We start from the raw sequence: 13,953 nt of genomic DNA, 5'->3' as shown, positions 1-13,953 counted from the left end.
GGAAAGAATGAAACGAGATTATTATGAAGTGCTTGGGCTGTCAAAGGGCGCAGAGGATAAAGAAATAAAGAGAGCATATCGTAAGCTGGCGAAGAAGTATCATCCGGACACGAATCCTGGGGATAAAGAAGCGGAGAAGAAATTCAAAGAAGTGACGGAGGCGTACTCTGTACTGAGTGATCCGGAGAAGAAGAAACTGTATGACCAGTTCGGTCATGCTGCATTTGATCAGAGCGGTGCTGCAGGTTCCGGATACGGAAATGCCGGTACAGGTGGCTTTGGAGGATTCGGCGGAAACGGCGGATTCAAAGGCGGTACTTACCGTAGTTATGGTGGACCGGGAAGTGGATATCAGGAGTATCATTTCGAAGGTGGCGACATGGATGATATGTTTGATGACATTTTCGGAAATATGTTCCATGGAGGAAGTGCTTCAGGTCGCAGCAGAAGGACATCAGGATTTACCGGAGGATTTGGAGGTGAAAGCTTTAGATCAAAAGGTTCTGATATCAAGGCAGGTATCACTGTAGGATTTGATGAGGCTGCATTTGGTGGAGATAAGGTTATTACACTGAGTAATCCGGAAAATCCGGGACAACCGGGACAGTCACTGAAGGTTCATATTCCGGCAGGTATTGATAACGGAAAGTCAATCCGTTTAAGAGGAAAGGGAATGCCGGGAACCGGTGGTGGTGAAGCCGGAGATCTTCTGTTGAAAGTAACAGTTGCTCCGAAACCTGGATATGAGCGGAAAGGTATGGATGTGTATACAACCGTATCTGTTCCGTATACAACAGCTGTGTTCGGAGGTGAAGCATTGGTCCATACACTGTATGGAGATGTTATGTGTAAGATTAAAGAGGGAACACAATCGGGTTCCAAGATTCGTCTGAGAGGTAAGGGAATTGTTTCGATGAAAGATTCATCCGTTCACGGAGACCAGTATGTGACGATTCAGATTGAAGTGCCAAGAAACTTAAGTTTGCAGGCAAGACAGAAATTAAAAGAGTTTGAAGAAATCTGTCAGGGGAGTTCAAGAACAGCATAAATAAATGAAAAGACCAGAGGCTTGTTTTACAAATTGAAACAAGAACCTCTGGTCTTTTCTGCTGTTTAGAATATTGCTGTAGCTGTTTAGAAGTTACTGTGAGCAGTAACGTTTTGCACAGGTACAATTTATAGCCACTGACTCAGAAATTTGAAGCCAGTAACAAACGAATTATAATTGGGATTCTGCTAGTCACGTTCCCAACGACCGGAAGCACCACATGGAAGAACCAATCCTGAATCTGTAACAGGAAGTCCGATCTCCTGAGAATCTACATGTCCGTTCCAAGGTTTTAATTCAGTTGAGATCATGTAGGTAAGTACGGCAGGAGCAAGTCCTGTTGTATAAGAATTCACAAGGAAGAACAGTGCATCCTTGGAAAGAATCTTTGTACAAAGCTTGATGAGTGGATGGATCATATCTTCAATCTTCCAGATCTCGCCTTTTGGTCCACGCCCATATGACGGCGGATCCATAATGATTGCATCATAAGTGTTGCCACGGCGGATCTCGCGTTCAACGAACTTCACACAGTCATCGACAAGCCAGCGGATCGGTGCATCTCCCAGACCGGAAGAAACCGCATTCTCCTTTGCCCATGTCACCATACCCTTAGATGCATCTACATGAGTAACCTGCGCTCCGGCAGCTGCCGCTGCAAGTGTAGCACCTCCGGTATAAGCAAAAAGGTTCAGCACCTTGACCGGACGTCCAGCATTCTTAATCTTCTCAGAGAACCAGTCCCAGTTAGTTGCCTGCTCTGGGAAGAGTCCTGTGTGCTTGAAACTAAATGGTTTTAAATTAAATGTGAGAGAACCGTAATGGATCTGCCACTGCTGTGGGAGACTAAAAAACTCCCATTCACCGCCACCCTTTTTGCTACGGTGATAATGTCCGTTCATCTCTTTCCAACCGCGGTTCTTCTTAGGAGTATCCCAGATGACCTGCGGGTCCGGACGGACAAGAAGATAATTTCCCCAACGCTCAAGCTTTTCGCCACCTGAGCAGTCAAGAATTTCGTAATCTTTCCAATTATCTGCAATCCACATGAATTAGTTAATCCTTTCTAAAAAAAATACTTGTAATCATTCAGAGACAATCTCAAAAAACGATACATTTTGAAATTGTTTCGTTTTATATCGTCTATAACATTTCTATTATAATCGAAAGCCCTATGGTAATGCAATGAAAATTTTCAGATTCAGAAATCAAGTGTTGCCAGCCGGTATTGTTCACACGATGTGTGAACAGCATTCTTATAACGGGACTGGTTAAAATGCACTATAAACCTACTAAACACATAGGAATATAAAAACAAAACGCCGAAAACATATAAAACCTATTGACGTAGTAGGTTAATAAGGTGTATCATACGCCTATCGAATCTGAGATGCGAAAAGTAACAACGTTACATCAAATGATAGATGGAGTGATAGGTATGATAAAAGTAGAACATGCAAACAAAACATTTTCCGGGAAATACGGTACAGTACATGCGCTGCAGGATGTCAGCATTCATGTAGAGAAAGGTGACATCTACGGAATTATCGGATTTTCCGGAGCAGGTAAATCAACTTTGATCCGGTTGGTAAATGGATTAGAGACACCGGATACGGGAAATGTTATAGTCCAGGGAGAAAATCTTGGGAATCTGAAAAAAACGCAGCTTCGCAAGCTTAGAAGAAAAATCGGAATGGTTTTTCAGCAATTTAATCTTCTTGAATCAAAAACAGTGTATCACAACATTGCATTGCCATTGATTCTTGAAAAGGCACCAAAGGAAGAGATTGATAAGAAAGTAAAAGAAGTACTCCGGTTTGTAGAACTGGAAGATAAGAAAGATGTTTATGTAAGCCAGCTTTCGGGAGGACAGAAACAGAGAGTGGGAATCGCAAGGGCACTGACAACAACACCGGACATCCTGCTCTGTGACGAGGCAACAAGTGCACTGGATCCACAAACTACAGAATCCATTCTGAAACTGCTTAAGAAGATCAACCGGGAGATGGGAGTTACAATCCTTCTGATCACACATCAGATGCAGGTTGTTCAGATGATCTGTAATAAAGTAGCAGTTATGGAGAACGGACAAGTAGTGGAGGCCGGAAGTGTGCTTGATGTATTCGGAAAGCCACAGGCACCTGTTACAAGAAGATTCGTTCAGACTGTAGTAAATGATCAGATTCCGGAAAGCATTCTAAGTCTTGTGAAAGAACAGAAAGAACATTTCTGGGTAGAGAGGCTTAAGTTTATCGGAAGTAGTGTAAAACGACCTGTGATTTCAGATATCTGTCATGTGGATGGAATTGTAGTAAATATTTTGGGAGCGACCGTGCAGGAATTGCAGGAGAATGTAATGTGTGTGTTCATTTTGCAGCTGATTGGAACGGAAGAGAAAATATTAGAAGCTGAGAAACAGATTGATGAGAATGGAGTAATCAGAGAAAGAGTGGAGGCGATTTAATGGAACAAGAGTATTTTGGAGTATCACTGGAAAAGTTACTGACCAGTGGTGGACAGACCTTATATATGGTTGCATGGTCACTGATTATTGGAACAATCATAGGAATTATTTTGGCACTGATCCTTGTGCTTTGCCGTAAGGGAGGACTGATAGAGAATCTGATCCTTTACAATATTGTAAGTATCTATATTAATATAGTAAGAAGTATTCCATTTGTGATCTTACTGGTAGCGATCATGCCACTGACAAGGGCAATTGTTGGAACGACCATCGGAAGTACAGCATCACTTGTTCCGCTTGTTATTTATATCAGTCCATATCTTGCACGCTTGATGGAAAATAGCTTACTGGAGATTAATCCGGGTATTCTGGAAGCGGCTGAAGCAATGGGGGCATCTACCTGGCAGACGATTCGGTATTTTCTGCTTCCGGAAACACTTGGATCTATCGTACTCGCATTGACAACAGGTACGATCGGGCTGCTTGGAGCATCAGCAATGGCTGGGTATGTAGGCGGAGGAGGTGTCGGAGACCTGGCACTGACTTATGGATATCAGAGGATGAATACACCATTGATGATTTTTACTGTAGTTGTACTGGTCGTATTTGTACAGATCCTTCAGCTTGCAGGAAATACAATTTCAAGAAAACTCAGACAACATAGATAATTGATTAAGAAAGAACGAGGAGAATTATATTATGAAAATCAAGAAAATTATTGCAGGATTATTAGTAGCGACAACAGCATTCAGCCTGGCGGCATGCGGAAATTCAGGTTCAGGAGATACGAAGAAAAGTGACGCGGATACATCAGAGAAAAAGGAAATCGTCTATGGAAAATCCCAGGGACCATATACAGAACTTTTCGAAGATGCAATTGTTCCAATTCTTGAGAAAGAAGGATATACCTTAAAAGCTGTTGACCTTTCAGATCTTCAGACAGCAGATGTTGCACTGAATGATGGGGATGTAGATGTCAATGTAGAACAGCATACAGCATACATGGACAATTTCAATAAAAGCTACAATGCAGATCTGGTTGCAATCAGTCCGATTCCAACTGTTCCGGCAGGAGTTTATTCAGAAAAATACGATTCTGTAGATGAAATCCCGGATGGTGCGAAGGTTGCAGTCCCAAATGATGCGTCCAACACAGCACGCTGCTATCTGATGCTTCAGAAAATCGGCTGGATCAAGCTTGACGAGAATGCTGATCCATCCACAGTTACACAGGATGATATTGTAGAGAACCCACATAATATTGAATTTACAGAAATGAACAGCATGACAATTCCGGCAGCAGAATCTGATTTTGATTATATTGCAATCACAGGAAGTGTCGTATATAATGCAGGCATTGATGCTTCTACAGCATTGGCCAATGAAGATATTTCAGATTATCTTGTACTTCAGGTTGTTGTAAAAGAAGAGAACAAAGATGCAGATTGGGCACAGGCAATCGTGGACGCATACCACTCAGATGAATTCAAACAGTATATGAAAGAAAACAATGATGGATTATGGTGGATCCCGGAGGAGCTTCAATAATTAAGAAAGGCAGTGATGAAAATGGATCAGACAGAAAAATTAATCCTGGAAGCAATCGATCAGCACAGAGATGAGATCATTGAATTTGCCAGAGATATATACGATCATGGAGAACTTGGATATAAAGAATTCAATACAGCAGAAAAATTCATAAAGAAGATGAAAGAATTAGGTCTGCGCACAGAAACCGGACTTGCAATTACAGGAACAAAAGCGTATTTAAATGAAGAAAAGAAAGATACAGCAAGCCTTGCACTTCTTGGAGAACTTGATGCACTTAGGATTCCGGAGCATGCTCATGCGAATCCAGAGACAGATGCGGCACATTGCTGCGGACATCATGCACAGATGGCTGGAATCTTTGGTGCGGCACTGGCTCTTACAGTTCCGGAGATCGCGGAAAAACTGGATGGACAGGTGGTATTTTTTGCAACACCGGCGGAAGAGTATGGTGAAATTGGATTCAAAAATGAGCTGCGTGCACAGGGAAAAATAAAATATGGCGGTGGAAAATGTGAGCTGCTTCGTATCGGTGCATTTGATGATATTGATCTTTGTATTACACATCACATTGCGCCGGGGGATGATATCATAGTAGGAAGTGGAACCGGAAATGGATTTGTATCTAAAGTGATCCGTTGTTTAGGTAAGGCAGCCCATGCGGCAGGAACACCGGAACAAGGTGTAAATGCTCTGTCGGCGGCGTCACTTGGTCTGCAGGCACTCGGTCTGAATCGAGAGACGTTCCGTGATGAGGATTGTGTCCGTGTCCATCCGATCATTACAAAGGGCGGCAACCTGGTAAATGTAGTGCCTGATGAAGTTGTAGTAGAGACATTGGTAAGAGCTAAAACAATCGAGGCATTTACAGATGCAGCGAAGAAAACAGACCGATCCTTTCACGCAGGAGCTACTGCAATGGGAGCGAAGGTTGAAATCACAACACTTCCGGGATACCTTCCGACACTTGCGGAAGAAGCACTCCCAGAATTAAAAAGAGCAGCAGAACTTTCTGCACCGGAAACAAATGTGATCGAGGCCTCAGGACATACGGGAGGATCAACAGATGTCGGTGATGTCCAGCACTTAATGCCTGTATATACATTTAATACAGGTGGTGTAAAGGGTGGACTCCATCAGGTAGAATTTGAAGTGACGGATGAGGAAGAAGCTTATATTGTCACTGCGAAGATGTTTGCACTTGGAGCCTATGGACTTTTGAAAGAAAAAGCAGCAAGAAGCAGAGAGCTTGTTAAAAATTATAAGCCGGTATTTGAAAATTCAGCAAAGTATGCGGAGTTTATGGATCAGTTTGATTCGAAAGAAGTATTGGAATAATTCTATACATTTCCCTACTTTTATGATATAATTTAAAAGTTATTTTAATGATTTATCGATTTAATGTGATGAACAGTCGACGCAATAATATCATAAAAGAAAGGAATTGAAGAAGTATGTTATCTACGATAGAATCAGTAAATAGTGCTGTGAATAACTTTATCTGGGGCGTTCCGGCTATGATCTGCATTATTGGAGTCGGGCTTTACTTAAGTATCCGGACCGGCTTCCTTCAGATCAGAAAATTTCCGTATGCGATGAAAGTGACAATCGGAAGGATGCTCCGCAAAAGAGATGCATCTGACGGTGCACTGACTCCGTTCCAGGCAGTTTGTACCGCGCTGGCGGCAACTGTCGGAACCGGAAATATCGCCGGGGTTGCCGGAGCAATCGCAATCGGAGGGCCGGGCGCAGTGTTCTGGATGTGGATCTCAGCACTTCTTGGAATGTGTACAAAGTTTTCAGAAGTTACTCTTGCAGTTCATTTCCATGAGACGAATGCGGAAGGAGATCGTGTCGGTGGACCGATGTATTATATCAAAAATGGTCTGAAAAAGCATTGGCACTGGCTGGCTTATCTGTTCGCTGCATTCGGAGTTCTGACTGTATTTGGAACGGGAAATGCAACACAGGTGAATACAATTACAACAGCAATCAATTCTGCACTTTTTAATTATGGAATCATAGAAAAGGATTCTGTTGGAACATTGAATCTGATTATCGGAATTGTACTTGCTATCCTGATCGGCATGATCCTTCTTGGAGGAATTAAGAGAATTGGTCAGGTTACAGAAAAGCTTGTTCCATTTATGGCAGCAATTTATGTGATTTTGGCACTTGGCGTTGTTGTTCTGAATTTCCAGAACATTCCGAGCGTATTTGGATCCATTTTCGAAGGTGCATTTTCACCGGCATCTGTGACCGGAGGCGCCGTGGGATCTTTCTTTATGAGTATGAAGAAAGGTGTTTCCAGAGGAATCTTCTCTAATGAGGCAGGACTTGGTACAGGTTCTATCGCACATGCATGTGCAGATACGAAAAAGCCTGTAAAGCAGGGATTTTTCGGAATCTTCGAAGTATTTGTTGATACCATTGTAATCTGTACATTGACAGCACTCGTTATTCTGTGCAGCGGTGTTCCGGTTGGATATGGAGAGGCAGCAGGAGCAGAACTTACTATTCTTGGATTTACATCCACTTATGGAAACTGGGTATCTATCTTTACAGCGGTTGCAATGTGCTGCTTCGCATTTTCTACGATTATCGGATGGGGATTGTACGGAACGAGATGTGTGGAATTCCTTCTTGGTACAAAAGCGAATAAGCCATTCATGGTACTCTATGCACTCGTTGCAATCGTCGGTGCTACAATGGAACTTGGACTGATGTGGAATATCGCAGAGACATTTAATGGTCTGATGGCAATCCCGAACCTGATTGCAGTATTCTTATTGTCAGGTGTAGTTGTAAAGCTTGTGAAAGAGTATTTTGCGGGGGAAGGAAAAGAAAGTTAAAAATAAAACTAGATATAGAAGATTTAAAGCTCTGGTGTTTTTTGAAATCACCGGAGTTTTTTTAATGGAGCAATAAAAAATATCTTATATCCCCCCACCTGGCTTGTGGATTTATTCTATTTCTTATACAATAAATTGCATTGAAAGAAAATAGACAGCGTGAGGAGAAAACGATGAAACGAAGAAAACTATCACAGGTGATCGTGGTAACATTAGCAGTCTGCATGTTGGCAGGTTATGTACTTACAGGCTGTGGAAGTAAATCAGACAATGCAAATAAAGAGACTACACAAAGCGGGTCTACATTAATCTATGGAAGTAATGATTACACAAGGATCAATCCGGCTATTGATGAGCATGGAGAGATTAATCTGCTTCTGTTTGACGGTCTGACAGCACATGATGAGAATAATGAGGTGGTACCGGGACTGGCAGAATCATGGGAGCTGGATGACGCGACAAATACTTATACATTCCATCTTAGGGATGATGTAAATTGGCATGATGGAGAGAAATTTACAGCAGATGATGTTGAGTTTACGATCAAAGCAATCATGGATCCGGACAATGAATCAGAGATTGCTTCTAATTATGAGGATGTTACAGCAATCAATGTGATCGATGATAAGACGATTTCTTTTACACTTCGGGATAAGAATGTGGCATTTCTCGACTATATGACAATTGGTATCCTTCCGAAACACTTACTGGAAAGCAAGGATATGCAGACAGATGAATATTTCCATAATCCAATCGGAACGGGTCCGTATAAGATTCAGGAGTGGGATGAAGGACAGAGTATTACACTTGTAAAGAATGAGGATTATTATAAAGGAGCTCCGAAGATTGATACGATCGTGTTTAAGATTGTACCGGATGATAATGCAAAGGCACTTCAGTTAAAATCCGGTGAAATCAATCTGGCAAAGGTGACACCGAAGGATGCACAGAATTTCACAGATGATGATACTTTTACAGTATATGATATGAAGACAGCAGATTACAGAGGTATCCTTTATAACTTTAATAATGAGTTCTGGCAGAGGAACAAAGATGCAATTCCGGCAATCAGCTATGCAATCGATCGTCAGAAGATAGTAGACAGTGTTCTTCTGGGAGAAGGAATTGTAGCTTATGGTCCGCTTCAGAGAAATAAATATAATAATGAAGATGTAGAGAAATACTCTTATGATCCGGCAAAAGCAAAAGAAGTGTTAGAAGCGGCTGGCTGGACATTGGGAGATGACGGAATCTATGAGAGAAACGGAGAGAAGCTTTCTTTTACAATCAATGTGATGGAAGGTGATCAGGTGCGCGCAGATCTTGCGGCTATCGCATGTCAGCAGCTGAAAGAAGTTGGAGTTGATGCAAAAGCACAGGTTCAGTCAGAAATCGACTGGGCAAATCAGGAAGCATTTTTGATCGGATGGGGAAGCCCGTTTGATGCTGATGACCATACATATAAAGTGTTTGGTACAGATAAAGGAAGTAATTACAGTGGATATTCCAATGAACAGGTAGACACTTATCTGACACAGGCAAGGCAGACAAGTGATGAGAATGAACGTAAAGAAGCATATGCAAAGTTTCAGGTTGCACTTGCAGAAGATCCGGCATATACATTCTTCTGTTATTGCGATGTAGATTATGTGACGAATAAGAAAATCCAGGGAATTACAAAGGATACAGTTCTTGGCCATCATGGTGTTGGAATTTTCTGGAATATAGAGGATTGGACAATCGAATGAAAATAGAAGAAATACTGGCAGTGAAGCATTTGTCAGTTGAATTTCAAACTTCAGATGGAAAGAAACAAGTAGTAAAGGACGTCTCCTTGTCGTTAAGACAAGGGGAGGTCCTTGCTCTTGTTGGAGAGTCAGGATGTGGAAAGACTGTACTGTGCCGATCAATTTTGAAATTACTGCCCAAGAGTGCGTCTGTGACAGGCGAAGCCATTCAATATAAAGATCAGAACCTGATCGGATATAATGAGAAAGAGATGCAACAGATCCGAGGACATGGAATCGCGATGGTCTTTCAGGATCCACAGAGTACGTTAAACCCGACGATGACAGTTGGAAGTCAGATGGAAGAGGCTATTTTGCTGCATGAAAAAGCTTTAAATCAGAAGAAAAGAGAGAAAGATTTCGAGAAAAATAAGAAGAAATCAGCAAAAGAGCGGGCAATCGAACTGATGAAGCTCGTTGGGATCAAAGACGCAGAGCAGCGTTATGATCTATATCCGTATCATTTTTCAGGTGGAATGCGTCAGAGATGTGTGCTTGCAACAGCACTTGCCTCAAATCCAAAGCTTTTAATTGCGGATGAACCGACAACAGCGCTGGATGTGACAATCCAGGCAGAGATTCTGAAACTGTTGAAAAAATTACAGAAAAAATTGAATTTAAGCATTCTGTTTATCACACATGATCTCGGAGTTGTTGCTCAGATCGCAGACAGGGTGGCAGTCATGCAGGATGGAAATATCGTGGAATTGGAAGAAGCAAAACAGCTTTTCACAGCTCCAAAACATTCTTATACAAAGAAATTGCTTCATGATCATCCTTATTATATGTATAGAAATGAATCAGAATTAAAAAGTGAGTCGAAATTGCATGAAAAACTGGTAGAGATCTCGCATTTGTCCTACGCCTATCCTTTGGATAGAAAAAGGACGTTTCAGGCAGTAAAAGATGTGTCCTTTGATATAAGAAGAGACGAGATTTTTGGACTGGTAGGTGAGTCGGGATCTGGAAAGTCAACGGTTGGAAAATGTCTGATGGGAATTCTAAGTCCGGAAGCAGAAACATTTTCTTATGATGGGATAAATCTTCTTGATAAAAAAGCAAAAAAGAAAAATGCGAGAAGACTGCAAAAAGAGCGGCAGATGATCTTTCAGGATTCAACATCTTCCTTAAACCAGAAAATGAAGGTAGAGAAGATCCTTGCAGAGCCATTGGAAATACATAAAGTATTTTCTGACAAGAAAGAACAACATGATTTTTTATGTGAAATGATGGAAGAAGTGGAATTGCAGGAAGAACAGCTTCACGTGTGGCCACCGGAGTTGTCAGGCGGACAAAGACAGAGAGTTGCAATCGCAAGAGCATTTGCAATGAAGCCGAAGCTCTTGATTGCAGATGAACCCATCGCTTCGCTGGACGTAACTACACAGGCACAGATGGTGAAGCTGTTTCGGCATTTACAAAGAGAACATGACTGTGCAATCCTTTTTATTGCGCATGATCTTTCAATGGTGCGTCTGTTGTGCGACCGTGTCGGAGTGATGAAGGATGGAAAACTTGTGGAGATAGGAGAAACCGAGCAGGTGTTTGAATATCCACAGCATTTATATACGAAGAAACTTCTGGAGGCGATTCCGATTCCGGAGATTTCAGGAGAGGAGCAGAGTGATGAAGAAACAATGGTTTAGAAAAATCGGACTGATCTTGCTATCTGTTTTTGTGCTCTCACTTCTTGTGTTTGTAATGTCGCGGCTGGCGCCCGGGGATCCGCTGGTTTCTTATTATGGAGAGCGTGCAGAGAGGATGTCTGTGGAAGAACATGAGCATGCAATGGAACGACTTGGATTAAACGAACCTATCCCTGTTCAGTATGTGAAATGGCTTGGAAATGCATTTCAGGGGGAGTTTGGAATCTCTTATAAATATAAACAAGATGTTCTTACCGTGATCGAGGGACGTTTAGTCAATACATTATTGCTTGGTGGAATTGGTTTTATCCTGACATTTGGACTGGCACTTTTGCTTGGAATTTTCTGTGTGTATTATGAAAATCAGCTTCTAGACCGGATTTTGCGTAAGGTGGGAACAATCACAAGCTGTATTCCGGAATTCTGGTTGTCACTTATATTGATTTTGATTTTTAGTGTGAATCTAAAGCTCCTTCCGGGAAGTGGGGCATATGATTTCGGACAATCGGCAAATCCGTTGAGCAGATTGACGCATCTGATTCTTCCGCTGACAGTTGTTGTGCTGAGCCACCTTTGGTATTATGCGTATCTGATCCGTAACCGATTGTTGGAAGAAACTAGAAAAGACTATGTTTTACTGGCAAAGGCAAAAGGAATGTCACGAAAAAGAGTATTGTTCTTTCACTGTGTGAAAAATATTATGCCATCATTCATCAGTCTGATGGCAATTTCACTTCAGCATGTGATCGAAGGGACGTATATCGTGGAAATGGTATTTTCCTATCCGGGAATCGGAACGCTTTCTTTTGAAAGTGCAAAATATCATGACTATAATATGCTGATGGTGCTTTGTGTATTTACCGGTATTTTTGTTATTGCAGGAAATGTGATCGGACAGTCTGTCAGTGAATGGATCGATCCAAGAATGAAAGAGATAAAAATGACAGGAAAGGCAGATAGGGTATAAGGTGGAGAAAATGAAAAAAGCGAAAAAAAATAATGCCGTTATCATTGCCGGAAGTATTCTTGCAGTCATTGTATTTGCCTGTGTTTTCTGTCGTTTCTTTATGACGAAAGACCCTACATACATGGATCTGAAGAACTGCAACATTTCACCGAATAAAGAGTTCTTTTTTGGAACGGATACGATGGGAAGAGATATTTTTTCAATGATTTTATACGGTGGTAGAATATCGTTGTTTATCGGGTTGATATCCACCGTGTTATCGACTACGATTGCGGTGATCTACGGATCCTTCAGTGGAATCGCACCGGAGTGGATTGATGAACTGATGATGCGTTTTACAGAAATTTTATTGAGTATCCCTTCCATTCTGTTAATTATCTTTCTTCAGGCACTGGCAGGAAAGAACTCGGTTGTTGCAATCACCATAGTAATTGGTCTTACCAGTTGGATGAATATCGCAAAAATGGTACGTACCGAGGTACGACAGCTCCGTGAGAGTGAATATCTGATTGCTGCAAAATGTATGGGGGGAAGCTTCTGGCATATTTTACGTGTGCATTTGCTGCCGAATTTTGTTTCGTCAATTATGTTTATGGTCGTGATGAACATCAGAAGTGCAATTATAGCAGAGTCAACATTGAGCTTTCTTGGGATTGGTCTTCCGATGGAAATTATTTCCTGGGGGAGCATGCTCTCGCTTTCTGAAAAGGCATTGATGACAAACTCCTGGTGGATCATTCTGATTCCGGGAAGCGTGCTTGTAATCACATTACTGTGTATTACGGAACTGGGAGAAGCTTTGCGTAAAAATGTGAATCAGAAAGAAGGAAATTTATAGAGAATTTCTATAGAATAGTTTGATAACCTATAGTAAAAATGTTATACTGAAAAACAGAAGCCTGGAGGTTGAAATACCTGAACGAATAGGTAAAGGAGAGCAATAGAATGGTAACAGTAAATGCTATGGGAGATAAATGCCCGGTTCCGGTAATCAAGACAAAGAAAGCATTAGATGCTTTGACAGCTCCGGAGACAATAGAAGTTCTCGTTGACAATGAGACAGCAGTGGCTAATGTGACTAAGATGGCACAGAGTACAGGCGCAGCAGTAACACAGGAGAAGCTTGGAGAGGATGAATATAAAGTGACAATTCAGGCACTTGCAGGAGAGGAAACTCAGACTGCGCCGGCGGGTGCGGTTTGCGATTGTGTTCCAACAGGGGATACGGTAGTTGTGATTTCTTCTGACAAGATGGGAAGTGGAAATGATGAGCTTGGTAAAGTGCTGATCAAAGGATGCATCTTTGCAATCACACAGCTTGATGAACTGCCAAAGAAGATGATCTTCTACAATGGTGGTGCCACGATCACATGTGAAGGATCTGACTCTCTGGAGGATCTGAAGAATCTTGAAAGCCAGGGCGTTGAAATCGTGACTTGTGGGACATGTCTGGATTATTATGGACTGAAAGACAAGCTTGCAGTAGGAACAGTTACAAATATGTATGACATCGTCGAGTCTATGAATAATGCAGGTAAGATTGTGAAACCTTGTTAGAAACATAGGAATAGTTACAGTAATTTGAAAATGTGATGGAAAAGCTGCTGCAACAGCTTTTTCGTATACCGAGGGAATTATTTT

General features: G+C 41.7%; 12 protein-coding genes. 11 read left to right on the top strand and 1 reads right to left on the bottom strand.

Going from position 1 to position 13,953, the window contains the following annotated elements:
• Window positions 1-7: 7 nt before the first annotated feature.
• Complete coding sequence (locus ACZ47Z_RS12845) at window positions 8-1,048, top strand: DnaJ C-terminal domain-containing protein (RefSeq protein ID WP_054751513.1); 1,041 nt, start codon at window positions 8-10, stop codon at window positions 1,046-1,048.
• A gap of 188 nt (window positions 1,049-1,236) precedes the next feature.
• Here ACZ47Z_RS12845 and ACZ47Z_RS12840 read toward each other — a convergent pair whose 3' ends face one another.
• Window positions 1,237-2,097 (bottom strand): class I SAM-dependent methyltransferase, encoded by an 861-nt coding sequence (locus tag ACZ47Z_RS12840; protein ID WP_015528327.1) that lies wholly within the window; start codon window positions 2,095-2,097, stop codon window positions 1,237-1,239.
• Between the two features lie 389 nt (window positions 2,098-2,486).
• Between ACZ47Z_RS12840 and ACZ47Z_RS12835 the strand changes: the two genes are divergently transcribed.
• The 10 genes from ACZ47Z_RS12835 (at window position 2,487) to yedF (ending at window position 13,869) form a co-directional block, all read left to right on the top strand.
• Window positions 2,487-3,512: a methionine ABC transporter ATP-binding protein gene (locus ACZ47Z_RS12835; RefSeq protein ID WP_464525615.1), complete on the top strand. Its 1,026-nt coding sequence runs from the start codon at window positions 2,487-2,489 to the stop codon at window positions 3,510-3,512.
• The gene (locus tag ACZ47Z_RS12830) at window positions 3,512-4,180 is read left to right on the top strand and encodes a methionine ABC transporter permease (RefSeq protein WP_020436418.1); all 669 of its coding nucleotides are present in this window, start codon (window positions 3,512-3,514) and stop codon (window positions 4,178-4,180) included. Before ACZ47Z_RS12835 ends, ACZ47Z_RS12830 begins: the two co-directional genes overlap by 1 nt.
• 31 nt (window positions 4,181-4,211) lie before the next feature.
• Window positions 4,212-5,060 (top strand): MetQ/NlpA family ABC transporter substrate-binding protein, encoded by an 849-nt coding sequence (locus tag ACZ47Z_RS12825; RefSeq protein ID WP_055172241.1) that lies wholly within the window; start codon window positions 4,212-4,214, stop codon window positions 5,058-5,060.
• Between the two features lie 21 nt (window positions 5,061-5,081).
• On the top strand, window positions 5,082-6,398 hold the full coding sequence (locus ACZ47Z_RS12820; protein ID WP_055161196.1) for an amidohydrolase: 1,317 nt from the start codon (window positions 5,082-5,084) through the stop codon (window positions 6,396-6,398).
• Between the two features lie 116 nt (window positions 6,399-6,514).
• Complete coding sequence (locus ACZ47Z_RS12815) at window positions 6,515-7,912, top strand: alanine/glycine:cation symporter family protein (RefSeq protein ID WP_464525614.1); 1,398 nt, start codon at window positions 6,515-6,517, stop codon at window positions 7,910-7,912.
• Window positions 7,913-8,085: 173 nt separating this feature from the next.
• Entirely contained in the window at window positions 8,086-9,660 is a 1,575-nt protein-coding gene (locus tag ACZ47Z_RS12810; protein ID WP_054751520.1) for an ABC transporter substrate-binding protein, read from the top strand.
• Window positions 9,657-11,345: a dipeptide ABC transporter ATP-binding protein gene (locus ACZ47Z_RS12805; protein WP_464525613.1), complete on the top strand. Its 1,689-nt coding sequence runs from the start codon at window positions 9,657-9,659 to the stop codon at window positions 11,343-11,345. Before ACZ47Z_RS12810 ends, ACZ47Z_RS12805 begins: the two co-directional genes overlap by 4 nt.
• Window positions 11,326-12,312, top strand: coding sequence for an ABC transporter permease (locus ACZ47Z_RS12800; RefSeq protein WP_464526059.1), 987 nt, complete (start codon window positions 11,326-11,328; stop codon window positions 12,310-12,312). Before ACZ47Z_RS12805 ends, ACZ47Z_RS12800 begins: the two co-directional genes overlap by 20 nt.
• 10 nt (window positions 12,313-12,322) lie before the next feature.
• A complete protein-coding gene (locus ACZ47Z_RS12795) occupies window positions 12,323-13,150 on the top strand; it encodes an ABC transporter permease (RefSeq protein ID WP_464525612.1) in 828 nt (275 codons plus the stop codon).
• A 107-nt stretch (window positions 13,151-13,257) separates the two neighbouring features.
• On the top strand, window positions 13,258-13,869 hold the full coding sequence (gene yedF / locus ACZ47Z_RS12790) for a sulfurtransferase-like selenium metabolism protein YedF (protein WP_464525611.1): 612 nt from the start codon (window positions 13,258-13,260) through the stop codon (window positions 13,867-13,869).
• Window positions 13,870-13,953: the final 84 nt, after the last annotated feature.

Source organism: Mediterraneibacter faecis, from assembly GCF_055383675.1.
Note: the sequence above shows the minus strand (reverse complement) of the source record. Positions and strands in the feature narration are given on the sequence as shown.

Bases quoted from the DNA above. Each gene is read 5' to 3' on its own strand.
- ACZ47Z_RS12815 (WP_464525614.1), top strand. From the start codon at position 6,515: ATGTTATCTACGATAGAATCAGTAAATAGTGCTGTGAATAACTTTATC.
- ACZ47Z_RS12800 (WP_464526059.1), top strand. From the start codon at position 11,326: ATGAAGAAACAATGGTTTAGAAAAATCGGACTGATCTTGCTATCTGTT.
- yedF (WP_464525611.1), top strand. From the start codon at position 13,258: ATGGTAACAGTAAATGCTATGGGAGATAAATGCCCGGTTCCGGTAATC.
- ACZ47Z_RS12825 (WP_055172241.1), top strand. From the start codon at position 4,212: ATGAAAATCAAGAAAATTATTGCAGGATTATTAGTAGCGACAACAGCA.
- ACZ47Z_RS12830 (WP_020436418.1), top strand. From the start codon at position 3,512: ATGGAACAAGAGTATTTTGGAGTATCACTGGAAAAGTTACTGACCAGT.
- ACZ47Z_RS12805 (WP_464525613.1), top strand. From the start codon at position 9,657: ATGAAAATAGAAGAAATACTGGCAGTGAAGCATTTGTCAGTTGAATTT.
- ACZ47Z_RS12840 (WP_015528327.1), bottom strand. From the start codon at position 2,097: ATGTGGATTGCAGATAATTGGAAAGATTACGAAATTCTTGACTGCTCA.
- ACZ47Z_RS12810 (WP_054751520.1), top strand. From the start codon at position 8,086: ATGAAACGAAGAAAACTATCACAGGTGATCGTGGTAACATTAGCAGTC.
- ACZ47Z_RS12835 (WP_464525615.1), top strand. From the start codon at position 2,487: ATGATAAAAGTAGAACATGCAAACAAAACATTTTCCGGGAAATACGGT.
- ACZ47Z_RS12820 (WP_055161196.1), top strand. From the start codon at position 5,082: ATGGATCAGACAGAAAAATTAATCCTGGAAGCAATCGATCAGCACAGA.
- ACZ47Z_RS12845 (WP_054751513.1), top strand. From the start codon at position 8: ATGAAACGAGATTATTATGAAGTGCTTGGGCTGTCAAAGGGCGCAGAG.
- ACZ47Z_RS12795 (WP_464525612.1), top strand. From the start codon at position 12,323: ATGAAAAAAGCGAAAAAAAATAATGCCGTTATCATTGCCGGAAGTATT.